The organism is Streptomyces sp. NPDC051320 (genome assembly GCF_040682175.1).
Lineage (GTDB): Bacteria > Actinomycetota > Actinomycetes > Streptomycetales > Streptomycetaceae > Streptomyces.
This window is the reverse complement of record NZ_JBFBAL010000009.1, coordinates 1-23424: the sequence shown is the minus strand read 5'-3', so window position 1 is coordinate 23424 and position 23424 is coordinate 1. Positions and strand designations below refer to the sequence as shown.

Below are 23424 nucleotides of genomic sequence, written 5' to 3'. Positions count from 1 at the left end.
CGGCCATCATGCCTGGCGCAGTCGACGCCACACGGCCTTCGCCGCATTGTGCCCCGACATGCCATGGACCCCCGGGCCGGGCGGGGTCGCGGAGGAACAGAGGTACACCGCTGGGCGCGAGGTGGTGTACGGGGACAGGGACACCTTGGGCCGCAACATCAGTTGCAGCCCGGAGGCCGCACCGCAGGCGATGTCGCCGCCCACGTAGTTCGCGTTACGGGCGAAGAGCTCGGGGGGCCCGGCGGTGGCCCGGGCGAGCACCCGGTCACGGAAGCCCGGCGCGAAGCGCTCGATCTGTCGTTCGATGGCTCCGGTGAGATCACCGTCCCAGTCGTGCGGGACGTGGCCGTACGTCCAGAAGACGTGCTTGCCCTCCGGGGCGCGCGACGGATCGACCAGGCTCGGCTGAGCGCTGATCAGGAAGGGCGTCCCGGGTGCTTGGCCGCCCGACGCCTGGCGCAGCGCCGTGCCGATGTCCCGGCTGCCCGGACCGACCTGGACGGTGCCGGCCCGCCGCGGCTCCTGCGCCGTCCACGGGACCGGGCCGTCCAGCGCGTAATCGATCTTGAACACGCTGGCGCCGTACCGGTAACCGTCGTAGGCGCGGCCGAGGCCGGCGATCCGCGCGGCCGCCGTCGGTGACGTGTCGAAGACGTACGCACGGGCCGGCGGCAGATCGTCGAGCCGCTTGACCTCGAAGCCGGTGTGCACCGAACCGCCCAGGTCGGTGAGATACGCGGTCAGGGCGTCGGAGATGGACTGTGAACCGCCGCGTGGCATCGGCCAGCCGCCCTCGTGCGCGGCGAGGGCGAACATCAGCCCGACGGCACCGGTGGCGAGGCCACCGAGCGGGGCGATGACATGGGCCACCAAACCGGCGAACAGCGCCTTCGCCCGGTCGTCGCGGAACCGCTTCATCAGCAGGGTCGACGGCGGCAGGCCGGTGAGACCGAAACGGGCCAGCGTCACCGGGTCACGCGGCAGCGCGGTCGGCGGCAGGGACAAGAAGTCCCTCGCCAGGGTGTCCCACTTGCCGAGAAAAGGAGCGACCAGCCGCCGGTAGGTCCCCGCGTCGCGCGGCCCGAAGGAGGCCGCGGTCTCGGCGACCGAGCGGGCGAGCACCGCGGCGGTGCCGTCGTCGAACGGGTGGGCCATCGGCAGCCGGGGGTGCAGCCATTCGAGGCCGTACCGCTGGAGCGGCATGGTCTTGAAGACCGGCGATCCCACACCGAGCGGGTGGACTGCGGAACAAGGATCGTGCCGGAACCCGGGCAGCGTCAGCTCCTCGGTCCGCGCGCCGCCTCCGACGGTGTCCCTGGCCTCGAAGACCTCGACGGCGAATCCACGGCGGGCCAGTTCCACCGCAGCGGTCAGCCCGTTGGGCCCCGCCCCCACGACGACGGCATCGAGCATCGACGGCACCTTCGGACTCCTTCGTCAGCCGATGGCAGATGCCCCAGGATATTCCCGCGCGCCGACAGCGCCGCCGGGGGTAGCGTCCGCCCGGTGAACACGCCCACGAAACCGCCCATGATGGCCACCGTCGCGGCGATGGCCGAGCGCCTCTGCGCCATCCCCGGTATCCGCGCGGTGGCACTCGGCGGCAGCCGGGCCCGGGGCACGCATCGGGCCGACTCGGACTGGGATCTCGGCCTCTACTACCGGGGGTCGCTGGATCTTCCCGCGCTCACCGGGCTGGCCTGCGAGGTAGCGGACCGGCCGGTGGATGTCGCCGGTCCCGGTGGCTGGGGCCCTTGGGTCGACGGCGGCGCCTGGCTCACCGTGGACGGCGTGGCGGTGGACTGGATCCTGCGGGATCTCGACCGGGTCGAGCGTGTCTGGGCGGACTGCCGCGAGGGCCGGTACGAGGTGGGCGTCCAGCCCGGACATCCGCTGGGTTTCTGGTCGCCCGCGTATCCGGGAGAGGTGGCGCTGAGCCGTGTACTGGCGGATCCGACAGGAGAGCTGACCACGCTGCGGACCGGGACGCTCAGCTATCCCGAACCGCTCCGCAGGGCTCTGTCGGAAGCTGCCTGGGAGGCGGACTTCTCGGTGGTCGCGGCCAGGAAGTCGGCAGCGATCGGAGATGTGCTGCACGGATCGCTGTGCCTCTCCCGGGCGTTCGGCATTCTGGCTCAGTCGCTGCACGCCCACCACCGCGTCTGGTGCGTCAACGAGAAGGGCGCCCTGGCGGCAACCGCCCTGTTGCCGGACACCCCGGCGGACTTCACCGCCCGGGTGACCGCCGCGCTGACCGGGCTCGGCCCGGCAGCCGTGGAGACGGCCGCCGGCCTGGTGGCACAGGTGCGTGCGGTGCTGGCCGACGACGCGTAGGGCGGCCGGCCTCCGGAGCCGCCGCCGTTACCGGGTCGCCGACAGCAGGTCGTGCACCCGGCGGGCGGTGGCCGCGTCCCGTGCTGCGGTGAAGGGCAGCGCGTTGCCGCCCGTGATGCGGAACGGCTCGCCGGTCAGCGTCAGATGGGCGCCGCCCGTCTCCTCCACCAGCAGCAGCCCAGCCGCGTGGTCCCAGGCGAGCTCCCAGTTGAACGCCACCGCGTCGAGCGCACCCCTGGCGATGGCCAGATACTCCAGTCCCGCCGAGCCGCAGGGCCGGACGTGCACGTCTTCGCTCCGCAGATTCAGCAGCGACTGCTTCTGCTCGGGGGTAGTGAAGTCCGGGTGGGATGTGGCGACTTCGAGCATGGCGCCGGGTACCGGTATCCCCCCGCGGAGCGGCTTGCCGTTGAGCTGGGCGCCCCGTCCCCGTACCGCGACGGCCATCTCGTCGAGCGCTGCGGCGTACGTCCAGGAGGCCAGCAGTTCGCCCCGGTGGGCGAGCGCCACCAGCGTGCAGAAGCCCGGTTCACCGCGGACGAACTGGCGGGTTCCGTCAACCGGGTCGACGATCCACACCGGCGCGTCGCCGCGGATCGCGTGGTACGAGGACGGGTCGGCGGCGACCGCCTCCTCACCGACCACCACCGAGCCCGGCAGCAGAGCGGTGAGTGCGGCGGTGAGATGTTCCTCGGCACCGCGGTCCGCCACCGTCACCAGGTCGTGCGGGCCGCTCTTCTCGGCGATCTCATGTGCGGCGAGTTGCCGGAAGCGCGGCAGGATCTCGGCGGCGGCGGCTTCGCGGATCGCCGCCTCGACCTCGGACAGGTCTCCGCCGACAAAGTGTTCAATCATCGTCCCATCCCAGCACACCGGTGTGACAGCCATGTGGCCGGTCAGCGGCCTACGGCGTAACCCTGCATGCCGCGCGGATTCGCCGCCGCGCTCAGCACTCCCGTCTCCGGATCGCGGGCGACCGCACAGAGCCGCCCCTCCGACCAGGCGTCGCCGACCGTGACCAGATGACCGCGCCGGCGCAGGCCGTCGACGGTCTCCTGCGCCATCCGCGACTCGACCGTGACACTGCCCGGTCGCATCGCACGCGGGTAGAAGGATCCGGGAAACGAGTCGTTGTGCCAGTTCGGGGCGTCGATGGCGCCCTGGAGGTCCAGACCGCCGCGGGCCGGGGCGCCGAGCGCCACCGCCAGGAAGAAATGCAGCTGCCACTGGTCCTGCTGGTCGCCGCCAGGAGTGCCGAAGGCGAGCACCGGCACTCCGTCCCGCAGCGCCACCGACGGGGTGAGGGTGGTGCGCGGCCGGCGGCCCGGGGTGAGGGAGTTGGGCAGTCCCTCGTCCAGCCAGGTCATCTGCAGCCGGGTACCGAGCGGGAAACCCAGTTCGGGCACGACCGGGTTGGACTGGAGCCACCCGCCGCTCGGGGTGGCGGAGATCATGTTGCCCCAGCGGTCCACGATGTCGAGGTGGCAGGTGTCCCCCCGGGTGGCACCGTCCTTGGCCACCGTCGGCTCGCCGGCGCCGTCGGCCGGGGTGCCCATGGCGTCGAAGCCCGGCTCGCCGGCCGCCACGGCGGTGGCCTGCCTGCTCAGCCTCGGCTCGCGCCCGTCGGGGCGGCCCGGACGCAGCTCGTGCGAGGCCCGGTCGGTGATGAGCGCGCGGCGTTCGTCGTTGTAGGCGTCCGCGAGCAGCGCGTCGAGCGGGACGTCCGCGGCGTCGCCGTACCAGGCCTCACGGTCGGCCATGGCCAGTTTGCTGCCCTCGACGAGGAGGTGGACGTACTCCGCGGAGCCGTATGCGGGAAGCTCCGGAGGAAGCACCGCCAACTGCTGGAGGAACGCCGGGCCCTGGCTCCAGGCGCCCGCCTTGCAGAGCGTCCAGCCGTTCCAGTCGTAGGTCGCGGGCGCTTCGTAGCTCGCGGACCAGCCGGCCAGGTCGGCGGCGGTGAGCGTGCCGCTGTGCCGGGCGCCCGAGGTGTCCATGGTCGGCCGGGCCGCCTGGCGTACCAGTGCCTCGGCGATGAAGCCGGTACTCCAGATCTTGCGGGCGGCGTCGATCTCGGCCACCCGGTCACCACGCGCCGCATCCGCTATCAGGCGGCGCCAGGTCGCGGCCAGCGCCGGGTTGCGGAACAGCTCGCCCGGCACCGGGGACTTGCCACCGGGCAGATACACAGCGGCGGAGGACTGCCACTCGGTCTCGAAGAGCTCCCGCACGACCTCGACGGTCTGGCCGACGCGCTCGACGGGGGCGTGGCCGTCCTCCGCGTATCCGATGGCGTACTTCAGCACGTCGGCGAGGGACTTGGTGCCGTGATCACGCAGCAGCAGCATCCAGGCGTCGAAGGCGCCGGGCACCGCCGAGGCCAGCGGCCCGGTGCCGGGGATCAGGTCGAGGCCGAGGGAGCGGTAATGGGCGACGGTCGCGCCCGCGGGGGCGACGCCCTGGCCGCAGAGCACCGTCACCTGGCCGCCGGCCGGGGCGAGGATGATCGGCACCTCACCGGCCGGACCGTTGAGGTGCGGCTCCACGACGTGCAGCACGAAGCCGGCGGCGACGGCGGCGTCGTACGCGTTGCCGCCGTCCTCCAGCACGGCCATCGCGGACTGCGAGGCCAGCCAGTGGGTGGACGACACCATGCCGAAGGTGCCCTGGAGGGTGGGTCGGGTGCTGAACATACGGCCTCTCACCTCGCTGTTTGCGCGCATCAGCCAGATCGATCGGTGCTCAGGATCGGTCCTGGGGAGAATCTGGCGAGTTCTGGCCAGAGCTCTCCTCTGTCCGCTCCCCCAGCAGGCTATCGATCGCCCGGCGCCCCTTCTTGCCCGCCTCCGGCATGAAGTGGGCGTAGTGGTCGAGGGTGATGGTCGGCGAAACGAATGTCCCAGCCACTTGGCGAGGGTTACGACCGACTCTCCTGCCTCCAGTACGAGGGAATCTCTCTCACAGGGGCCGCACTGCGCTGTGCACGCGGCAGGCGAACGCCGCGGGTGCCCCGCTTGGATAAGCCATGAACAAGACCTTCCTTCCGCTGATGGGTATCGCGGCATTCGGTCTGCCGCTGGCCCCGCCGACTGTGGCATCCGCACAGTCCTCCGGCGGCAACGGCAACTACCAGGCCACGCTCGACCCGGTGCCGACCAACATGGTCAACGGCTCGGGCACGGTCACCGTCAGCCTGTCCGGCAACCGGGCCACTGTCTCGGTGGCCGCCAACCGCCTGCTCGACAACTCACCGCACGCCCCACACATTCACGTCAAGGGTTCCGGTGAGTGTCCGAAGGCCGAGGCTGGCCACGAGCACAAGGCCATCAGCACCAGTGACGGGCAACCGGCCTACGGCAAGATCGGCACCTCGCTGAACTCGCGAATACCAGGAAAACGCCGTCATCTATGCCACCCCACACCCAAGGTGAGCGCTCATCTGCCCGGAAACCCGCACTCCTCCAGGCCGGGTATTGGGCCGCACGGCTGACGTGCGCAATCGTCCGAGCGTGTGCACCTGATGCCCGCGGCGGCCGGGCACAAGGATCGGTGGATGTTCGGACGGCACGGGGCAGCGAGACGGAGGGGTGGTGGCCATGGCCGGGCCAGCTGACGAATCCGGCCAGCCGCGAACACCCCGCCGTCCGTCAGGTTCCACTCGCTGGCGGACGTCGTCGGCCCCCCGTAGGGCCAGGGGTGGTGACCTCGTACGCCGCGCGAGAGGCATCGCGGGTACTGCCCCGCCGGGGCCGTTCCGCCCCGGGTTCTGGCGCAGTCCCATCCGTGGCATGTGGCTGACCGCTGTCCTCGGCCTGGTCCTGCTGCTCGGCATCACGACGCTGTTCGTCACCGGACTGCTGTCCTACGCCGCTTACAACCCGAACCTGGGAGCCGTCAACGACAAGACACCCGACAAGGGCCTGTTGGGCTTCTATCTGTTCGCCTGGCCCACCGACCCCCACTGGCTCTACCGCCTCACCCAGGGCGTGCATGTGACGCTCGGGCTCGTTCTCGTCCCGGTGCTCCTCGCAAAGTTGTGGTCGGTCATCCCCAAGCTCTTCGAATGGCCGGCCGCACGCAGCCCCGCACACGCACTGGAGCGCCTCTCCCTGCTCCTGCTGGTCGGTGGCGTCCTGTTCGAATTCGCCACCGGCATCCTCAACATCCAGCTCCACTACATTTTTCCCGGTTCGTTCTACCCCCTGCACTTCTACGGGGCGTGGGTCTTCATCGCCGCCTTCGCCGCTCACGTCTCGTTGCGACTGGGGCGCATGTGGCGATCGCTGCGCTCCCGGAGCCTGCGGTCGGTGCTGCGCACCGATACCGCACACACAACGCCGGAGCCTCCTGATCCGGACGGACTCGTCGCCCCCGCGCCTGCCGGAGCGACGGTGAGCAGGCGCGGAGTCCTCGGCGCGGTCGGCGCCGGGTCGCTGGCCCTTCTGGTGTTCACCGCCGGACAGAGCATCGGCGGCCCCCTCCGACATACCGCACTGCTCGCTCCCCACAACCGGAACCCCGGGCCTGGCCCGAACGGCTTCCAGATCAACAAGAGCGCAGAATCCGTAGGTGTCGGAGCAACCGACATCGGCCCCGCCTGGCGCCTGCAACTCCGCGGCTCACGGAAGCTGACACTCACCCTGGAACAGCTGCTCGCGATGGATCAGCACTCAGCGATGCTGCCCATCGCGTGCGTGGAGGGATGGTCGACCGACGACCAGCACTGGTCGGGCGTGCGGTTGTCCCACCTCGCAGCGCTGGTCGGAGCACCCGACGCCACCAGCGTCCTGGTGGAGTCCGTGCAACGCCACGGCGCTTTCCGCCGGGTACTCCTGGCCGGCAATCAGATCCGCGATCCGCGATCCCTGCTGGCCCTGCACGTCAACGGAGCACCTCTGTCCGCCGACCACGGCCGCCCGGCCCGCGTCATCGTGCCCGCCAACCCCGGCGTGAACAACACCAAATGGGTCCGCCGCCTCACCTTCCGGACGTGACAATGAACCTCATGCGCCGGCTGTACGGCACCCACCCCGCGCACCTGCTCGTCATGCTCTGCTGCTTCGCCGTCGCCACGTACGCCGCAGTTCGACTGCTCGCAGGCAGGACCCTCGCCGTCGCGATCTGGTTCATCGGGGCAGCGCTGCTGCACGACCTGGTCCTGCTGCCCCTGTACAGCGGTGCAGACCGCACCGCCCAAGCCGCACTCGCACCCCGCGCGGGCCGCGCGTCGGCCAGCGGCTGGATCAACTATCTGCGCACGCCTCTCGCTCTCTCCCTCATGCTGCTCCTCGTCTGGTTTCCTCTCATCCTGCGCCGGTCCGTCCCCTACCAGGGCGCCAGCAAACTCTCCGACGGCGTCTACCTCGGCAGGTGGCTGCTGATCACCGCAGGGCTGTTCGCGGCCTCCGCTGTCGCCGCGATCGTCAACGCCCGGCGCCGGCGCCGGCGCACGCACCGCCTGAACCAAGCCACGGCGCGCCCCGGCCCAGGGCCGCGGAAATGAACCAGCGAAGGGGACAGGGCCTGGCGGTGGCTGACACCCTCCCCCTCCACCCACTGGACCTCTACGCCGACGCCCTGCGCTGCGACCTGCCGCAGCTGAGCCTCGGCTACCCCGACGGCCGGCGGCTCCCCCTGGAACTGAACCGCTGGCGCGGAACAGCCGACGAAGCGGACGAAGAACTCCTCGACCATTGCCGGGGCCCCGCCTTGGACGTCGGCTGCGGCCCGGGACGACTCGTCATCGCCCTGACCCGGCGCAGCATCCCCGCCCTCGGTATCGACGTCGCGCCCGCGGCGGTGGGACTCGCGACAGCGGCAGGCGCAGCCGCCCTGCGTGCCTCAGTCTTCGACCCCCTCCCGGACGAAGGCCGCTGGGAAACCGTCATCCTCGCCGACGGCAATATCGGGATCGGCGGCAACCCACCCGCGCTTCTCCGCAGAGTCCGCCGCCTCCTCGCACCCGGAGGTGTTCTCCTCCTGGAAGCCGAAGCCGGGGACATCTACATCCGGGAGAGGGAGGTCTGGCTCGAGGACGGCACCGGCCGCCGCAGCAATCCCTTCCCCTGGGCACATGCGGGAACCACAGCAGCCCGCGTCATCGCGCTGCGGGCCGGATACCGACTTCGCCACGCGTGGTCAGCCGGAGGGCGGCACTTCCTGGCCCTCATACGATGAGGGCCCTGCGAGACCGGCTCCGCGCAGGGTCGGCGGCCGGCCTCGGACCGCGGTGTGATGGGGTTTCGTCATGATTGACCTTGAGGTTGTGCGTGTTTTTCGTGGGCGCTGACGGGACTGGTGGCAGCCCGCTGGGCGTGGGGCGTGAAGGCGCGTCGGTACCCGCTGTGGCGGCGGGGTGGGGCGCTGCATCAAAAGATGCGGGGCCCATCGGTCCGCGTTCTGCTGTAGCTCTCGGGACAGACGTGCGAGCAGTACCGGGTCGAGCTGGTTCTCACCGGCCCGGCTAACCGCAGAGACCTGCACCGGGCATCGCGCGTCGGACAGCCTCCACCCGTTAGGAGACCGCCGCTATGAGCGATTACCCGGCAGAGGATCCCCAGTCGGCCAACAGAAGTGGGGCGCAGGGTTCGCACGTCGGACCCGCCACGACCACACCTGACGAAGCAGAGAGCTACGAGGCGTGGCGGGCGCGCAGTCGCCGGGTCCTCACGCCGATCGCCGCACCGTCGATCCTGGGCCTCTTCGGGTTCGCCGCATCGACCTTCATGGTCGCGTCCAACCTTGCTGAGTGGTGGGGGGACGCGTTGATCTCGCCGATCATCCTGGCGCCGTTCGTGATCTTCTTCGGCGGACTGGCACAGTTGGCGGCCGGCATGTGGGCCTACCGGGCCCGGGACGGGGTGGCCACCGCCATGCACGGCACCTGGGGCGCCTTCTGGCTCGGCTAGGGTCTGCTCACGCTGCTGATGGCTGCCGGGATACTGCCGGTGGGCGCGAAGCTCACCCAGGCCTTCGGTTTCTGGTGGATCGTGCTCGCCGTGGTGACCCTCTTCGGCGCCATCGCCGCGCTGGGCGACAATCTCGGCCTGTTCCTGGTGCTCATCCTACTGGCCGCCGGGTCGTCGCTGCTGGCCGCCGGGATCCTGGGCGGCTATCACAACGTCGTGCTGGCCGCGGGCTGGGTGCTCGTCGCTTCCTCCGCCGCCGCCTTCTACACCGCAGGTGCGCTGATGCTGCAACAGGCCTTCGGCGGCCGGGTCATCCTGCCGCTGGGCACCTGGAGCCTGCGGGGCAACCTTCCCGGCCACCGGGCTCCGCGCCCCATCGACTACCCCGGATGCATGCCGGGAGCCAAGATCGGGAAGTGACGGGTGCGCACGGTGCGTCCGGTCATGCGGACGCACCGTGCGGCGGCGCCTTCGGCGTGGACCGCGTCGCGACGAAACCCGCGTCCGGCGGCATCGTGCTTGCGGGGAGGGGTACTCGCGATCGGTCCGAGCCGAGTGGGAGGCATGACATGAGGATCACCCCCTTGCTGACGGAGGATGTCGTGGACGTCCTCGAGCGCCAGCACTCACAGATCAGAGGAGCCTTCGCGAAAGCCGCGCTGCCAGGGCCCGGGCGACGCAAGGCATTCGAGAACCTGGTGCGCCTGCTGGCCGTGCACGAGGCGGCCGAGGAGGCCCACGTGCACCCGAAGGCCCATCGCGCGCTGGCCATGGGCAGCGCGGTGACCGCGCGTCGCCGGCGGGAGGAGAAGGAAGCCAAGGAACTGCTGACCGCGCTGTGGCGCACTGGACCGGACTGCAAGGGCTACCTGCGGAAACTGACCCGGCTGGCAGCAGCCGTCCAGCGGCATGCCGCACGGGAGGAGCGGGAGGAGTTCGCAGCGCTGCGCCAGGCGGTCAGCGCGCGCCGCCTGCGCCTGCTGGCGGCCGAGGTCCGTCTCACGCAGTGGTACGCGCCGACCCGCCCGCACCGGTGGGTGAACAACGAGCTCACCAACAAGCTGGCCGGTCCCCTCTTCGGCCCCCTGGACCGGGGGCTCGACCTGGCCCGCCATCTGCGGGCGCAGCTTTCGGGCACCGGCTGACCTGCCGCCAAGCGGCGGTCTCGCAGGGACGGCCGCAGACGAGGACCCCGCTCGAGACAGGAGTGGCCGCGATGACATGGACGGCGCACGACGAGTTCCGGCTGCGACAGATCGAGGACCACCTGGTGGGCTCCGACCCCCGGTGGGCCAGACAGTTCGTGGAATGGCGGGCCCCCGGGCGGTACCGGCGGATCGATCCCTGGCGCATGGCGCTCCTCGTGATCGCCACCGCCCTCGGCGTGGGTCTGGGCATCGGCAACGTCGCAGTCGTCCTGATGGCTTTCGTCGCCCTGATCGGAGTGACGGCGGCCGCGATGCTCGCGGGTCTGCGGCGGGCCCGGCGCGACACCGGGTGCGGGCGCTGAATCCCGTCCGGCCGGTCTCGGCCCGCCCTGTCGCGCGCCCCATGTCCCGCCGTTCATCGTCTACAGTTCAGTAGACCGTCTACTGCACTGTTGGCATCCGGGTGTCCGCCCTTGCCACTCCCTCCAGGAAGAAAGGGCCCGCGCCCATGGTCGCCCCCCTGCTCGCAGCCACTCCGCTCGCGGTGAACGTGCTGGACGCGCAGTCACTGCTGTCGGCGTTCGGGGTGGCCGGCATCGCCGTGGTGCTGTTCGCCGAGACGGGACTGCTGGTCGGGTTCTTCCTGCCGGGCGACTCGCTGCTCTTCACCGCCGGACTGCTCTGCACCGGCACGTCCAGCGGCGGCCTGCACCTCTCGCTGCCCCTGGTGCTGCTCGCCTCCGCCGTAGCCGCACTGGCCGGGGCCCAGTGCGGCTACCTCATCGGACGGAAGGCGGGCGGGCCGATGCTGGCCCGCAGCCGGTCCGGACGACTGCGGCAGGGGGCGGACCGGGCCGAGGAGCTACTGGCGCGGTACGGCCATGCGAAGGCCATCGTGCTGGCACGTTTCATCCCGGTCGTGCGCACCGTGCTCAATCCGATGGCGGGCGCGCTGCACGTCCCGGCGCGGACGTTCACCCTCTGGCAGGTGATCGGCGGCCTGCTCTGGAGCCAGGGGCTGGCGCTGGCGGGGTACGCACTCGGCTCTTCCATTCCGAACGTGGACCATTATCTGCTGCCGGTCATCGCGGTGATCGTCATCCTGTCGCTGATCCCCCTCGCCGCCGAACTGCGGCGCTCGCGCAAGCGGGCCGCCGGCCAAGTGGAATCCGGCCGGTGATGCCCGCCGTCCCACCGGCCACACATCGCAAGGGCCTGGCCGACCTGACCCTGTCGACGGCGGTGGGAGGCCTGGCGGCGTTCGTGGTGCTGGCCATGGTCACGGCCGGCCGACACGGCGCGCCGTTCCTCGCCGACAGCGCTCTGCATGCCTGGTCGGTGCACCACCGGCCGGAGGTGGCGGTGGCCACGGCTCGCGGCCTCACCTACACCGGCACCGGTGTGATCCCGTATCTGCTGGTCGCGCTCGCCGGCCTGATCGTCGGCCGCGGAGCCCGGCAGCGGTTGCTCACCGGCGCGGCGTTCATCGGCTGTCTCGCGCTCTGCCAGGCACTGCGGTACGCCGTGATGGAACTGGTGGCGCGCCCCCGCCCACCGATGAGCGGCTGGGCCACCCACGCATCGGGGTGGTCGTTCCCGTCCGGACACACCACCACATCGGCCGTCACCGCCGGGTTGCTCATCATCGCGGTGCTGCTGCGCGCGCCACGCGGCAGGACGGCCATCGCCCTCGGCATCGGCTGCTGGGGGTGCTGGTGGGCCTGACCCGGATCTATCTCGGCGTGCACTGGTTCACCGATGTCATCGGCGGCTGGCTGTTCTGCATGTGCTGGCTGAGCCTCAGCGTTCGGCTCGGCCTCAGGTTCGCCCCGTGCGACGCGCCCCCGCCGCCGTCCGCCCGTACGTCTACAGTACTGTAGACGAAAGCTTCCGCGGCGCCCCGCGCCGGCCGAGGCGGGAGGCGTGAGAGGCGGGAGAGGCCATGCAGGAGCCAGAAGCCGGCACCACGGCAGAGCCGGAGATCGGGCTCCGGGACCGCGGACCGACCGAGGGCACGGCCGGCCTGCCGGGTGCGAGCAAGGTACCCGAAGTGACCGTCTGGTTCTGGGTGGTGAAGGTCCTCACCACCGGCGCGGGCGAGACCGCATCCGACTATCTGGCCCGGACGCTCGGCCCCCTACCGGCCGGGTGCATCGGGCTCGCCGGTCTGACCGCGCTGCTGACGCTGCAGTTCCGCACGCCCCGTTACGCCGCGTGGACGTACTGGTCGGCCATCGTCATGGTGAGCGTGTTCGGCACCATGGCCGCCGATGTGGTCCACGTCGTGGCCGGGGTGCCGTACGCGGTGTCGACGGTGGGTCTCTCGGTGGCTCTGGCCGCCATCCTGATGGTCTGGTACGCCAGTGAGGGCACGCTGTCCATCCACAGCATCCGCACCCGGCGCCGGGAAGCGTTCTACTGGGCGACTGTGCTCACCACCTTCGCGCTCGGTACGGCAGTCGGCGATCTCACGGCCGGCACGCTGCACCTGGGGTACTTCTCGTCCGGTGTCGCCTTCGCCGCTTTCATCGCGGTACCGGCCATCGCCGGGCGTTTCCTTGGACTGAACGCAGTGGCCGCCTTCTGGTGGGCCTACATCCTGACCCGCCCGCTCGGCGCCTCGTTCGCCGACTGGATGGGCGTGCCGACCAGCCGGCACGGGCTCGGCTGGGGCACCGGGCCCGTCACCCTGGCACTGCTGGTGCCGATCATCGTTCTGATCAACCATCTGGCGGTCAGCCAACGCGACACACCGTCGAAGGGCCGGCGCGCACACGCCGCCGATTGAGCGGCGGAGCCGGCTCATCGCACGAGAACGGTGGGTTCGCCCAGGGAAGACCGCCGGGCCGCCCCGGTGCTCATCATCAGCACGGTGTAGAGCACCAGCGAGGAAGCCAGCCCGATGGCCCACCCGTAGTCGGCGAGCGGCTTGAGGAAGGGGACGAGCCCGTCCACCGGGAACGGCCCTTGTTTGGCGCCGTGTTCGTCCACCGTCGAGTACGACCCGCCGACGGCCAGCAGCCCGCCGACCGCGAATGCGACGACCGCGCGCCAGTTCCAGCCGCCGGTGTACCAGTATCGGCCCTGGGGCCGGTAGAGCTCGGCGACGTCGAGGACCGTGCGGCGGATGATCCAGTAGTCGGCGATCAGGATGCCGGCCACCGTGCCGAGTACCCCGCCGACCACCCCGAGCCAGGTGTAGATGTACAGCTCGGGAGTGGAGGTGAGTTTCCACGGGAGGAAGAGCACCCCGACCACACCGGCGATCAGCGCGCCGGTACGGAAGTTGATGAACCTCGGCAGCAGGTTGGCGAGGTCGTAGGCCGGTGACACGACATTGGCCGCGAGGTTGGCGGAGACGGTCGCGATCAGCACCGTCACCAGGCCGAAGAGCAGACCGAAGACGTTGTCGGTCTTCGCGGTCAGCGCCACCGGGTCCCAGATGGCGACCCCATACACCGCCTCCGAACCCGATGTGACGAAGACCGAGAGCAGGGCGAAGGCGGTCATGGTGGTGGGAAGGCCCAGGGTCTGGCCCCAGACCTGGGCCCGCTGGCCCTTCCCGAAGCGGGTGAAGTCCGGGATGTTGAGGCTGAGCGTCGACCAGAAACCGATCATGCCCATCAGGGACGGGAAGAAGACCGGCCAGAAGTCCGTGCCCCAGCCGTGCTTGGACGGCTGGTCGAGCAACGGGCCGAAGCCGCCCGCCTTGTTCGCGATCCAGATCAGCAGCACGATCGCGCCGAGCAGCACGAACGGCGCCGCCCAGTTCTCGAAGCGGCGCAGCGTCTGCATCCCCCGGTAGATGATGGCCAGTTCGAACGCCCAGAAGATCACGAAGCAGAGCCAGAGCGTCCAGGGGTAGCCGCCCACCTTGCTGACGTCCGCCCAGCCGCCTCCGAAGACCTTGCCGAGCAGCACGAAGATGCCCTGCCCGCCGATCCAGGTCTGGATGCCGAACCAGCAACAGGCGACGGCTGCCCGGACCAGTGCGGGGAGATTGGCGCCGCGCAGCCCGAAGGAGGCCCGTGCGAGGACCGGGAAGGGGATGCCGTACTTCGGTCCCGCGTGACCGGTGAGCAGCATCGGAAGCAGCACGATGATGTTGGCGAGCGCAATGGTGAAGACGGCCTGCTTCCAGTCCATGCCGAGGGCGACCAGACCCGAAGCCAGCGTCCAGGACGGGATGTTGTGCGCCATGCCGACCCAGAGAGCGGCGAAGTTGTACGTGCTCCAGGTGCGCCGGTCCGCCGGTACCGGCTGCAGATCGTCGTTGGCGAATCTGCTGTCCGGTGCCGTGCGGCCCGTTGCGGGTATCTCGGTGTCCGTCATGGTCTGGCCGCCTCGGTCATCGCAGGGATGATCTGCTCGCCGTAGGCATCGATGACCGACTCCCTGGCGTCGTGCATGGCATACACCGCGAACTGGTCCACGCCCAGCGCCCGCAGCGCCCGCAGCTTCTCGATGTGGGCCTCGACGGGTCCGAGCAGGCAGAAGCGGTCGACGATCTCATCGGGAACGAAGGCGGTGTCCGGGTTGTCGGTGCGGCCGTGGTGGCTGTAGTCGTAGCCCTCGCGCTGCTTGATGTACGCGGTGAGCGCCTCCGGCACCAGGCCGGAGTGTTCGCCGTAGCGCGACACCAGGTCGGCGACGTGGTTGCCGACCATTCCGCCGAACCAGCGGCACTGCTCCCGGGCGTGGGCGAGATCGTCACCGACGTAGGCGGGCGCCGCCACGCAGATCGTCACCGAGTCCGGGTCCCGTCCCGCGTCGGACGCCGCGGTGCGCACCGCCCTGACCATCCATTCGGTAAGAAAGGGGTCAGCGAGTTGCAGGATGAAACCGTCCGCCTGTTGCCCGGCCAGTGCCAGCGCCTTCGGGCCGTATGCGGCCATCCAGACCGGCAGCCTGCTGTCCTTCACCCAGGGCAGCCTCAGCGAACGGCCGTCGACCTCGGCCTCGCGCCCCTCGGCGAGATCGCGGATGACGCCGATGGCCTCGCCCAGCCGGGCCAGGGTGTTGGGCTTACGGCCCGCCACCCGCATCGCCGAGTCGCCCCGGCCGATGCCGCAGACCGTCCGGTTGCCGTACATCTCGTTGAGGGTGGCGAAGGTGGAGGCGGTGACCTCCCAGGTCCTGGTGCCCGGGTTGGTCACCATGGGACCGACGGTGAGCCGGGTGGTGTGCTCGAGGATGCGGCTGTAGATGACGAACGGCTCCTGCCACAGCACGGCCGAGTCGAACGTCCAGCCGTACCTGAATCCGTTGCGTTCCGCGCGCCGCATCAGGCCGACGACGGCCGACGCGGGCGGGTCGGTCTGCAGGACGAGTCCGAAATCCATGACAGAGCTCCCAGTTCAGGTGCTTGTTTCAGGCGCCGCTTGTTTCCGGTGCCGCTTTCCGGTGCCGCTTGTTTCGGTGTCTATCTCAGGTACTGGCAGGTGGCGCGCGGGGTGTACTGGCCGTGCCCGGTGCGGCCGGTGAAGTCGCGCTCGTGGATGACGACTTCACCGCGCGACAGCACCGTCTCCACCTGGCCGGTGAGCCGCTTCCCCTCGTAGGCCGAGTAGTCGACGTTCATGTGGTGGGTGGCAGCGGAAAGGGTCTGCTCGCGATGGGGGTCGTAGATGACGACGTCGCCGTCCGCGCCGGGCGCGATGGTCCCTTTCTTCGGGTAGAGGCCGAACATCCGGGCCGGCGTCGCGCAAGCGATCTCGATCCAGCGGCGGCGGGAGATGTGCCCGTCGACCACGGCCTGGTGGAGCAGGTCCATGCGGTTCTCCACGCCCGGCATCCCGTTGGGAATTCTGGAGAAGTCGCCGCGGCCCAGGTCCTTCTGACCGGTGAAGCAGAAGGGGCAGTGGTCGGTGGAGACGACCTGGAGGTCGTTGCGCCGCAGCCCGCGCCAGAGAGCTTCCTGGTGTTCACGCGGTCGCAGTGGCGTCGAGCACACGTACTTCGCGCCCTCGAAGTCCGGCTCCGCGAGGTTGTCCGTGGAGAGGAAGAGGTACTGCGGGCAGGTCTCACCGAAGACGGGCAGTCCGTGGGTACGCGCGGTGGTCAGTTCGGCGAGTGCCTCGTCGGCCGAGACGTGCACGACGTACAGCGGGGCCCCGGCGACCTGCGCGAGTTTGATCGCACGGTGGGTGGCCTCGGCCTCCAGCAGCACCTTCCGCACCTCGCCGTGGTAACGCGGGTCGGTGCGGCCTTCGGCGAGCGCCTGCTCGACGAGGACGTCGATCGCGATCCCGTTCTCCGCGTGCATCATGATCAGCCCGCCGTTGGAGCCGGCCCGCTGCATCGCCCGGAGGATCTGCCCGTCGTCGCTGTAGAAGACCCCCGGGTAGGCCATGAAGAGCTTGAAGGAGGTGACGCCCTCCCCCACCAGGAGGTCCATCTCCTTGAGGCTTGCGGGGTTGACGTCCGACATGATCATGTGAAAGCCGTAGTCGATGGCGCACCGGCCGTCCGCCTTGGCGTACCAGGCGTCGAGCCCTTCGCGCAGCGAGCGGCCCACCGACTGGATGGCGAAGTCCACGATGGTGGTGGTACCGCCCCAGGCGGCCGCCCGGGTCCCGGTCTCGAAGGTGTCGGATGCGAAGGTGCCGCCGAACGGCATCTCCATGTGCGTATGGGCGTCGACTCCGCCCGGGACGACGTACTTCCCGGTGGCGTCGATGGTCCGCTCGGCGGTCCAGCCCTCCGCCACCGTGGACCCGTGGGCGGCCAGCGCGGCGATCCGCCCGTCCTCGATCAGGACATCTGCGTGGGTCTCCTCGGCGGCGGTGACGACCAGGCCGCCGCGGATCAGCGTGCGGGTGCTCATGGTGGTGCGCTCCCTCTCTCGCTCCGGTCCGCCGGTGCTCCTGCCGGACGGCGTACGTGACTAGACGGTGTGCAGGGCTTGTTCGAGGATCGCGGCGCCCGCCTCGGCCTCGGCGACGTTGAGCGACAGGGGCGGTGCGATACGCAGCACGCTGGTGTTGTGGCCGCCGCCCTTGCCGACCAGGAGTCCGCCTTCGCGAGCCGCTTCCAGTACCGCGGCGGCCGCCTCCGGATTGGCCTGGTCGGTGCCCGGCTGCACCAACTCGACGCCGATCATCAGTCCGCGGCCGCGCACCTCGCGCACCACCGGGCACTGGGCGCCGACGGCCCGCAGCCGCTCGAGCAGCAGGCCGCCGACCCGGCGGGCGTTGCCCTGCAGGTCGTGCTCCAGCAGATAGTTCAGGTTGGCGAGCCCGGCGGCCATGGTGACCGGGGAACCGCCGAAGGTCGAGATCGAGTTGGCGTCCAGGCAGTTCATGACGTCGGCGCGCGCGACGACCCCGCCGATGGACATTCCGTTGCCGATTCCCTTGGCGAACGTGAGGATGTCCGGCGGCCCGTTCTCGGCGTGTGCCTGCCAGCCCCAGAAGTGGTCGCCGGTACGCCCCCAGCCGGTCTGCACCTCGTCGGCGACCCACAGGATGCCGTGCCGGTCGAGTACCTTGCGGAATGCCGCGAACAGCCCGTCCGGCGGGGCGGTGAACCCCCCGACACCCTGGATCGGTTCGGCGATCAGCGCGGCCACGTCGCGGGTCTGCCCGAGCAGGTCCTCCAGGTCGGCCACACAGGCCTCGATGAAGCGGGCGTCGCTGAGCTGCGCGTACGGGCCGCGGCTGCGCACGCCGCCGTGCACGTACAGCGTCTGCAGCGGGGAGAGCGACGTCGGGGACCAGCCGCGGTTGCCGGTGATACCGACGGTGGTAAAGGAACGGCCGTGGTAGCTGTTGCGCATCGCCAGGATCTGGTGGGACCTGCGGTACGCGGTCGCCAGCAACAGGGCCGTGTCGTTGGCCTCGGTGCCCGACGTGGTGAAGAAGACCCGTGCGTCGGGGATGCCGGACAGCGTCACGATCCGCTCGGCGAGGTCCACCATCGGGCGGTTGAGATACAGCGTCGACGAGTGGATGATCCGGCCCGCCTGCTCACTCACCGCCTTGGTCACCTCGGGCAACGCGTGCGCGGTCATGGTGGTGAGGATGCCGCCGAAGAAGTCCAGGTAACGGTTGCCGTCCGCGTCCCAGACATGGCGGCCCTCACCGTGGGTGATCTCGATCGGGTGCTCGTAATACGTCGCCAGCCAGTCGGGCAGCACGGCGCGGTGCCGGTTGTACAGATCGGTCACGGCTGCACCAGTCCCTCGTACGCGTCGGGGCGGCGGTCCCGGTAGAACGCCCACTGCTGCCGCACTTCATCGATCAGGCCCATGTCGAGGTCTCGGACGACGAGTTCCTCCGCCTTGTCACTGGCTACGTCACCGACGAACTGTCCGCGCGGATCCACGAAGTAGCTCGTGCCGTAGAAGTCGTTGTCGCCGTACTCCTCCCGGCCGACCCGGTTGATGGCCGCGATGAAGTACGCGTTGGCCACGGCCGAGGCCGGCTGCTCCAGCTGCCAGAGATGGGCGGAGAGGCCGCGCGAGGTGGCAGAGGGGTTGTAGACGATCGATGCGCCGTTCAGGCCGAGTTGACGCCAGCCCTCCGGGAAGTGACGGTCGTAGCAGATATAGACGCCGACCTTGCCGACGGCCGTGTCGAAGACCGGCCAGCCGAGGTTTCCCGGTTTGAAGTAGTACTTCTCCCAGAACCCCTTGACCTGCGGGATGTGGTGCTTGCGGTACTTGCCGAGGTACGAACCGTCGGCGTCGATCACCGCGGCGGTGTTGTAGTAGAAGCCGGACTGCTCGAGCTCGAAGACCGGGACGACGATCACCATGCCGGTCTCGCGGGCGAGTTCCCGCATCCGGCGGACCGTCGGTCCGTCGGGGACGGCTTCCGCCCAGCGGTAGTGCTCGGGTTCCTGCACCTGGCAGAAGTAGGGGGCGTTGAAGACCTCCTGGAACCCTATGACCTGGGCGCCCCTGCGAGCCGCCTCCCGGGCGTGTTCCTCATGCTTGGCGATCATGGATTCGGTGTCGCCGGTCCAGGTGGCCTGGACCAGTGCGGCGCGTACGACGTGGGACACGAGCAACTCCTTCACCAGGGCGCCACGAACGTTCTACGCACGTAGACAAGATGCGTAGGAGGAGAACGTAAGCCCCGTCACACACGGGGGCAAGAGCATCGCCGTTAACCGGCAGAGTCGATCATGTTTCGCCGTTCGGCGATCACTTCAGCCTTCCACAGTGATCACTTTGCGAGGCCGGTGACACGCAGTACGCGGATGAGGTCGCGCTCGTGGGACGGCGAAGCGGCCGCGGCAGCGGAAAGCAGCTGGGGCACCAGGGCCCGTGGGTCACTCTCCGCGATCATGGCCGACTCCTCCGGCGGGTGGGTCCGCACGAACGCGCCCAGCAGCGCCTGCGATTCGCCGGCCCGGCCGACGGCGGCGAGCGCGAGGACGATCGCTGCGACATCGGCGGCGGGGCGGGCCGCGCTCTGGCGTACCAACTGGCCGCAGTCGGGACCACGGCCCGCGGACAGGAGCGCGTCGACGACCTCGGCCAGCCGGTCCGGTGCCAGCGAGGCGGCCTCCCAGAGCAGGGTGGCCCAGTCAGCCGCAAGTCCCGCCGCTGCCAGCTGGGTCGCGAGCACCGGCAGATGCCCGGACGGCAGCAGCGCCGCCCGGCAGAGCAGGGCATGTGCCTCGCCGCTGCGGCCGTCGGCGCGCAGCCGCGGCAGCCGGTCCACCACCTCGGCGACGGCCCGCTGTGTCACGGGGTCGTCGCCCGGCTGCCGCAGGGGTAGGTCCTGCGGTTCCGGTTCGGCCCCGCGCGGCGCGCCACCGAACCTGGCCCCGCGCGGCACGGCTACCGGTCCGGTCGGAGGCAACGGCAGGGCCGGTGCGGTGCTCGCGCCGTCCTCGTCGTCGAGCCCGGCGAACCTGGCGCCGCGTGGGCGGCGTCGGGTCGCGGACCCGCGCCGGACGGAGGGTTCAGCGGCAACGGACGCTGCCCCGCCGGCGGCCGCACCCTCCACCGGGACGCCTGGCGAGGCGAGGGCGTCGACCTCGGCCGCGGGACCGGACTCGGCCGCCGCAGGCACACGGCCCGAGCCGGCCCCGTGGCCGGCGTCCCACCCGGTGCCCGCCAGCGCCGCCAGCCGCCCCTGCAGCTCCGCGCACCGCGCGGTGGCCCGCCGCCGGTCGTCGCGGGCCCAGGCCAACTCGTCACCGAGCCGCTGGGCCTCGGCGCCGTCAGTCGCCCGGATCCGGTGCGCCAGCTCCCGCTCGCGTCCGGCGGCGTACGCCTGCTCACGCAGCATCAGTTCCAGCCGGTCACGGACCGTCTCACGGCCACCGGGACGGCGGTCGTGCGCCGCAGCGGAGGCCGCGTACAGCTCGCCCGCCTGTACCGAGGCGGTCCGGCCGGCCGCCGGCCCGCGGAGCCCGGCGAAGTCCTGGAGCAACGCGTCGACCACGTCCCAGGGCGGCACCTCGCTCCCGTCGAGACAGGCCCGCATCCCGTCGGGGTCCCGCCGCCAGAACACGCCGCACCACCCGCCACCCGGATCGAGTGCGGCCGTCAGATCTCGCAGGAACCGCGCGAAAGCCGCGGCCTCCGTCGGTTGGCTCACCGTCATGGCAGGCCATTCGATCGCAGCAGTGTTACGGAGAGGCTACGGGCGCTTTTCGGCGACCGTCAGCGCTGCCCGACCGGATGTACCACCATGGCCGACCCGCCACCGCGGCGCACCGGTTCCGCCGCCGCCAGCCACCGGCCGTCCGGCAGGCGTTGCACGCCCGTCGCTGCGCCGATCTCCGGGTTCAGCGTGAACGCATGGCCGAGCGCCTCCAGTTGGCCACGGAGCGGGCTGTTGTACAGGGCCGGCTCCAGCTCGGTGGTCGCCGCGTTGCGCTGGCTCGCGCGGGGCGCGGCGATCGCGTCCTCCAGCGGGAGTCCGCGGTCGAGGTGGCCGATGAGGGTCTGCAGGACGGTGGTGATGATCGTCGCGCCGCCCGGGGAGCCGAGCGCCAGCGCCGGCCTGCCGTCCATCAGGACGATGGTCGGGGAGATCGAGGAGCGCGGCCGCTTGCCCGGACCGGGGAGGTTCGGGTCGTGCACGGCCGGGTCGGCCGGAGCGAAGGAGAAGTCGGTCAGTTCGTTGTTGAGCAGGAAGCCGCGGCCGGGCACCGCCATACCGCTGCCGCCGGTCTGCTCGATGGTCAGGGTGTACGCCACGACGTTGCCCCACTTGTCGGCCACCGTCAGATGGGTGGTGTTCTCCCCCTCGTACGTGGTGGGGGCCGCCCGGCCGGCCGATGCGCAGTCAGCGGGATGCCGGGGGTCGCCCGGGGCGAGTGGGCTGGTGAGCACCGCGTCGTCCTTGATGAGGCAGGCGCGGGCGTCCGCGAAACGCTGGGACAGCAGTCCCTCGGTCGGTACGGACTCGAAGGCCGGGTCGCCGACCCACCGCCCCCGGTCCGCGAACGCGATCCGGCTCGCCTCGATGTAGTGGTGCAGATACTGCGCCTCGGACGCCTTCGAAAGGTCGGTGCGCTCCAGGATGTTGAGCGCCTCGCCCACCGTCGTACCACCGGACGAGGACGGGGGCATGCCGTACACATCCAGGCCCCGGTAGGCGACCTTCGTCGGCTCGCGGTACAGCGCCCGGTACGCACGCAGGTCGCCGGCCGTCAGATCGCCGGGGCGTACGTTGCGCGTGGAGCCGGGTGCGAGGTCCGGCTTGCGGACCGTGCGGACGATGTCGCGGCCGAGGTCGCCCCGGTACAGATCGTCGATGCCACGGCGGCCCAACTCCTCGTAGGTGCGGGCGAGGTCGGGGTTCTTCAGGGTGGAACCGACGGCGGGCGGCTGTCCGCCGGGCAGGAAGAGCTGCGCGGTGGCGGGGAAGTCGGCGAAGCGCGCCTGGTTGGCCTCGGTCTGGCTGCGGAACGTCGAGTCCACGGTGAAACCGTGGCGGGCGATGCGCTCGGCCGGTTTCAGCACGGTCTTCAGCGACTTGCTGCCCCAGGCGTCCAGTGCGGAGTCCCAGGTGGCGGCGGTGCCGGGGGTGCCGACGCTCAGCCCGCTGGTCACCGCGTCCGCGAAGGCCAGCGGCTTGCCGTTCTCCAGGAAGAGGGAGGAGTCGGCGGAGTGCGGAGCGGTCTCCCGGCCGTCGATGGTGTGCACCCGGTGCGACGCGGCGTCGTAGTAGACGAAGAAGCCGCCACCGCCGATGCCCGCGGAGTAGGGCTCGGTGACGCCCAGCGCCGCCGCTGTCGCGACCGCCGCGTCCACCGCGTTGCCGCCCTTGCGGAGTACGTCGATCCCGGCGGCCGAGGCGTCCGCGTCGACGCTCGACACCGCTCCTCCGTACCCCACCGCGACGGGTGCTTTCCCCGGCGGCGCCGCGGCGTGCGGTGATGGCGCTCCGGCACCGACCGACACGACGGTGGCGGCGACGGCCAGGCAGGTGAACTTCCGGGCGGTGACACGGCGCAGGTGCATCCATGGCCTCCAGAGGAGAGATGTGGGCGGCAGCCTAGCCCGGCCGACCGGCGCCAGTCATGAACGCGTCGATAGGACGCGCACCGGATACCGTTTCTTCACGAGGTGGGCGCTGCGACCGGCGACGTACGCAACATCCTGCTGGGCCGTAACGGCCCCTGGCGGCGCAGACTCCGCCAGGCGGACCTTCTTCGAACTGGCGGTGATGTGCCCGCCACGGATTGCGCGATCGACCGGCACTCCCGCCGCGGTCGGCTCCTTCCGCCGGTCAGCTTCGGATCCAACCGCCGCCTGCGGTCCCTTTCGGCGCGACCGGTCCCGGTTACGACACCCCCTGCGCCCGGTGCTTCGCAGCACGCAGCCGGGCCTCGGCGGGGACTGCGCCAGTCCCGCCGGCTCCCGGGCAGTGATGAGGCCCCGCACCAAGGAAATGCAGTGTGACGTGGTCGCCGGCGGTCACGAGTACAGTCATGATCACCAACTCGTTCCGGGCGGTGCGCGGGCAGGTGTCAGATCTGATCCAGCAGTTCCTGTAGGCGCAGGCCCCGGGCGGCGTCGATCCCAGTCCCTGTGCCCGTTCGTACGGCGGTGGCAAACTCACGGC

At 70.6% G+C, this 23424-nt stretch carries 21 protein-coding genes and 2 pseudogenes; 12 read left to right on the top strand and 11 right to left on the bottom strand.

What is annotated here, in order from left to right; all coding sequences use genetic code 11:
• Nucleotides 1-6: 6 nt before the first annotated feature.
• Nucleotides 7-1422: an NAD(P)/FAD-dependent oxidoreductase gene (locus tag AB0M87_RS20570; protein ID WP_365854877.1), complete on the bottom strand. Its 1416-nt coding sequence runs from the start codon at nucleotides 1420-1422 to the stop codon at nucleotides 7-9.
• Nucleotides 1423-1530: 108 nt separating this feature from the next.
• On the opposite strand from AB0M87_RS20570, the gene AB0M87_RS20565 reads away from it, so the two are divergent.
• Nucleotides 1531-2334 (top strand): nucleotidyltransferase domain-containing protein, encoded by an 804-nt coding sequence (locus AB0M87_RS20565; RefSeq protein ID WP_365855400.1) that lies wholly within the window; start codon nucleotides 1531-1533, stop codon nucleotides 2332-2334.
• Nucleotides 2335-2361: 27 nt separating this feature from the next.
• Here AB0M87_RS20565 and AB0M87_RS20560 read toward each other — a convergent pair whose 3' ends face one another.
• From AB0M87_RS20560 to AB0M87_RS20550, 3 genes and pseudogenes are all read right to left on the bottom strand, one after another.
• Nucleotides 2362-3189 carry an inositol monophosphatase family protein gene (locus AB0M87_RS20560; RefSeq protein WP_365854875.1) on the bottom strand — a complete coding sequence of 276 codons (828 nt, stop codon included), beginning with the start codon at nucleotides 3187-3189 and terminating at the stop codon, nucleotides 2362-2364.
• 41 nt (nucleotides 3190-3230) lie between these two features.
• Nucleotides 3231-5027 carry a gamma-glutamyltransferase gene (locus AB0M87_RS20555; protein WP_365854873.1) on the bottom strand — a complete coding sequence of 599 codons (1797 nt, stop codon included), beginning with the start codon at nucleotides 5025-5027 and terminating at the stop codon, nucleotides 3231-3233.
• Nucleotides 5028-5076: 49 nt separating this feature from the next.
• Nucleotides 5077-5285: pseudogene (locus AB0M87_RS20550) on the bottom strand (integrase); the annotation flags it as partial.
• Nucleotides 5286-5359: 74 nt separating this feature from the next.
• On the opposite strand from AB0M87_RS20550, the gene AB0M87_RS20545 reads away from it, so the two are divergent.
• From AB0M87_RS20545 to AB0M87_RS20495, 11 genes and pseudogenes are all read left to right on the top strand, one after another.
• A complete protein-coding gene (locus AB0M87_RS20545; protein WP_365855432.1) occupies nucleotides 5360-5824 on the top strand; it encodes a hypothetical protein in 465 nt (154 codons plus the stop codon).
• 298 nt (nucleotides 5825-6122) lie between these two features.
• Nucleotides 6123-7328: a molybdopterin-dependent oxidoreductase gene (locus tag AB0M87_RS20540; protein ID WP_365854871.1), complete on the top strand. Its 1206-nt coding sequence runs from the start codon at nucleotides 6123-6125 to the stop codon at nucleotides 7326-7328.
• Nucleotides 7329-7330: 2 nt separating this feature from the next.
• The gene (locus tag AB0M87_RS20535; RefSeq protein WP_365855398.1) at nucleotides 7331-7837 is read left to right on the top strand and encodes a hypothetical protein; all 507 of its coding nucleotides are present in this window, start codon (nucleotides 7331-7333) and stop codon (nucleotides 7835-7837) included.
• A 26-nt stretch (nucleotides 7838-7863) separates the two neighbouring features.
• Nucleotides 7864-8511, top strand: a complete 648-nt coding sequence (locus tag AB0M87_RS20530; RefSeq protein ID WP_365854869.1) for a class I SAM-dependent methyltransferase — start codon at nucleotides 7864-7866, stop codon at nucleotides 8509-8511.
• A 353-nt stretch (nucleotides 8512-8864) separates the two neighbouring features.
• A pseudogene (locus AB0M87_RS20525) lies at nucleotides 8865-9662 on the top strand (acetate uptake transporter).
• Nucleotides 9663-9811: 149 nt separating this feature from the next.
• On the top strand, nucleotides 9812-10387 hold the full coding sequence (locus AB0M87_RS20520; RefSeq protein ID WP_365854867.1) for a hemerythrin domain-containing protein: 576 nt from the start codon (nucleotides 9812-9814) through the stop codon (nucleotides 10385-10387).
• 71 nt (nucleotides 10388-10458) lie between these two features.
• Complete coding sequence (locus AB0M87_RS20515; protein ID WP_365854866.1) at nucleotides 10459-10752, top strand: DUF3040 domain-containing protein; 294 nt, start codon at nucleotides 10459-10461, stop codon at nucleotides 10750-10752.
• Between the two features lie 146 nt (nucleotides 10753-10898).
• Nucleotides 10899-11570, top strand: a complete 672-nt coding sequence (locus AB0M87_RS20510) for a DedA family protein (protein WP_365854864.1) — start codon at nucleotides 10899-10901, stop codon at nucleotides 11568-11570.
• Nucleotides 11570-12115: a PAP2 family protein gene (locus tag AB0M87_RS20505; RefSeq protein WP_365854862.1), complete on the top strand. Its 546-nt coding sequence runs from the start codon at nucleotides 11570-11572 to the stop codon at nucleotides 12113-12115. The genes AB0M87_RS20510 and AB0M87_RS20505 overlap by 1 nt, the downstream gene beginning before the upstream one ends.
• Nucleotides 12100-12270, top strand: coding sequence for a phosphatase PAP2 family protein (locus tag AB0M87_RS20500; protein ID WP_365854860.1), 171 nt, complete (start codon nucleotides 12100-12102; stop codon nucleotides 12268-12270). The genes AB0M87_RS20505 and AB0M87_RS20500 overlap by 16 nt, the downstream gene beginning before the upstream one ends.
• A 62-nt stretch (nucleotides 12271-12332) precedes the next feature.
• Nucleotides 12333-13178 carry a hypothetical protein gene (locus AB0M87_RS20495; RefSeq protein WP_365854858.1) on the top strand — a complete coding sequence of 282 codons (846 nt, stop codon included), beginning with the start codon at nucleotides 12333-12335 and terminating at the stop codon, nucleotides 13176-13178.
• Between the two features lie 14 nt (nucleotides 13179-13192).
• On the opposite strand, the gene AB0M87_RS20490 is transcribed toward AB0M87_RS20495, so the two are convergent.
• The 7 genes from AB0M87_RS20490 to ggt all read right to left on the bottom strand — a co-directional run bounded on the left by AB0M87_RS20490 (nucleotide 13193) and on the right by ggt (nucleotide 22820).
• Entirely contained in the window at nucleotides 13193-14722 is a 1530-nt protein-coding gene (locus AB0M87_RS20490; protein ID WP_365854856.1) for an NCS1 family nucleobase:cation symporter-1, read from the bottom strand.
• Nucleotides 14719-15732 (bottom strand): TIGR03842 family LLM class F420-dependent oxidoreductase, encoded by a 1014-nt coding sequence (locus tag AB0M87_RS20485; RefSeq protein WP_365854854.1) that lies wholly within the window; start codon nucleotides 15730-15732, stop codon nucleotides 14719-14721. The genes AB0M87_RS20490 and AB0M87_RS20485 overlap by 4 nt, the downstream gene beginning before the upstream one ends.
• Before the next feature lie 80 nt (nucleotides 15733-15812).
• A complete protein-coding gene (hydA, locus tag AB0M87_RS20480) occupies nucleotides 15813-17216 on the bottom strand; it encodes a dihydropyrimidinase (protein ID WP_365854852.1) in 1404 nt (467 codons plus the stop codon).
• Between the two features lie 60 nt (nucleotides 17217-17276).
• The gene (locus AB0M87_RS20475; protein ID WP_365854850.1) at nucleotides 17277-18557 is read right to left on the bottom strand and encodes an aspartate aminotransferase family protein; all 1281 of its coding nucleotides are present in this window, start codon (nucleotides 18555-18557) and stop codon (nucleotides 17277-17279) included.
• The gene (locus tag AB0M87_RS20470) at nucleotides 18554-19396 is read right to left on the bottom strand and encodes a nitrilase-related carbon-nitrogen hydrolase (RefSeq protein ID WP_365854848.1); all 843 of its coding nucleotides are present in this window, start codon (nucleotides 19394-19396) and stop codon (nucleotides 18554-18556) included. The genes AB0M87_RS20475 and AB0M87_RS20470 overlap by 4 nt, the downstream gene beginning before the upstream one ends.
• Before the next feature lie 164 nt (nucleotides 19397-19560).
• Nucleotides 19561-20952, bottom strand: coding sequence for a hypothetical protein (locus AB0M87_RS20465; RefSeq protein WP_365854846.1), 1392 nt, complete (start codon nucleotides 20950-20952; stop codon nucleotides 19561-19563).
• A 59-nt stretch (nucleotides 20953-21011) separates the two neighbouring features.
• Nucleotides 21012-22820, bottom strand: a complete 1809-nt coding sequence (gene ggt / locus AB0M87_RS20460; RefSeq protein WP_365854844.1) for a gamma-glutamyltransferase — start codon at nucleotides 22818-22820, stop codon at nucleotides 21012-21014.
• Between the last annotated feature and the right edge of the window lie 604 nt (nucleotides 22821-23424).

Excerpts from the sequence above, each read along its gene's own strand:
- AB0M87_RS20565 (WP_365855400.1), top strand. The coding sequence starts at position 1,531 with ATGATGGCCACCGTCGCGGCGATGGCCGAGCGCCTCTGCGCCATCCCC.
- AB0M87_RS20560 (WP_365854875.1), bottom strand. The coding sequence starts at position 3,189 with ATGATTGAACACTTTGTCGGCGGAGACCTGTCCGAGGTCGAGGCGGCG.
- AB0M87_RS20555 (WP_365854873.1), bottom strand. The coding sequence starts at position 5,027 with ATGTTCAGCACCCGACCCACCCTCCAGGGCACCTTCGGCATGGTGTCG.
- AB0M87_RS20545 (WP_365855432.1), top strand. The coding sequence starts at position 5,360 with ATGAACAAGACCTTCCTTCCGCTGATGGGTATCGCGGCATTCGGTCTG.
- AB0M87_RS20540 (WP_365854871.1), top strand. The coding sequence starts at position 6,123 with ATGTGGCTGACCGCTGTCCTCGGCCTGGTCCTGCTGCTCGGCATCACG.
- AB0M87_RS20535 (WP_365855398.1), top strand. The coding sequence starts at position 7,331 with ATGAACCTCATGCGCCGGCTGTACGGCACCCACCCCGCGCACCTGCTC.
- AB0M87_RS20520 (WP_365854867.1), top strand. The coding sequence starts at position 9,812 with ATGAGGATCACCCCCTTGCTGACGGAGGATGTCGTGGACGTCCTCGAG.
- AB0M87_RS20515 (WP_365854866.1), top strand. The coding sequence starts at position 10,459 with ATGACATGGACGGCGCACGACGAGTTCCGGCTGCGACAGATCGAGGAC.
- AB0M87_RS20510 (WP_365854864.1), top strand. The coding sequence starts at position 10,899 with ATGGTCGCCCCCCTGCTCGCAGCCACTCCGCTCGCGGTGAACGTGCTG.
- AB0M87_RS20505 (WP_365854862.1), top strand. The coding sequence starts at position 11,570 with ATGCCCGCCGTCCCACCGGCCACACATCGCAAGGGCCTGGCCGACCTG.
- AB0M87_RS20495 (WP_365854858.1), top strand. The coding sequence starts at position 12,333 with ATGCAGGAGCCAGAAGCCGGCACCACGGCAGAGCCGGAGATCGGGCTC.
- AB0M87_RS20490 (WP_365854856.1), bottom strand. The coding sequence starts at position 14,722 with ATGACGGACACCGAGATACCCGCAACGGGCCGCACGGCACCGGACAGC.
- AB0M87_RS20485 (WP_365854854.1), bottom strand. The coding sequence starts at position 15,732 with ATGGATTTCGGACTCGTCCTGCAGACCGACCCGCCCGCGTCGGCCGTC.
- hydA (WP_365854852.1), bottom strand. The coding sequence starts at position 17,216 with ATGAGCACCCGCACGCTGATCCGCGGCGGCCTGGTCGTCACCGCCGCC.
- AB0M87_RS20465 (WP_365854846.1), bottom strand. The coding sequence starts at position 20,952 with ATGACGGTGAGCCAACCGACGGAGGCCGCGGCTTTCGCGCGGTTCCTG.
- ggt (WP_365854844.1), bottom strand. The coding sequence starts at position 22,820 with ATGCACCTGCGCCGTGTCACCGCCCGGAAGTTCACCTGCCTGGCCGTC.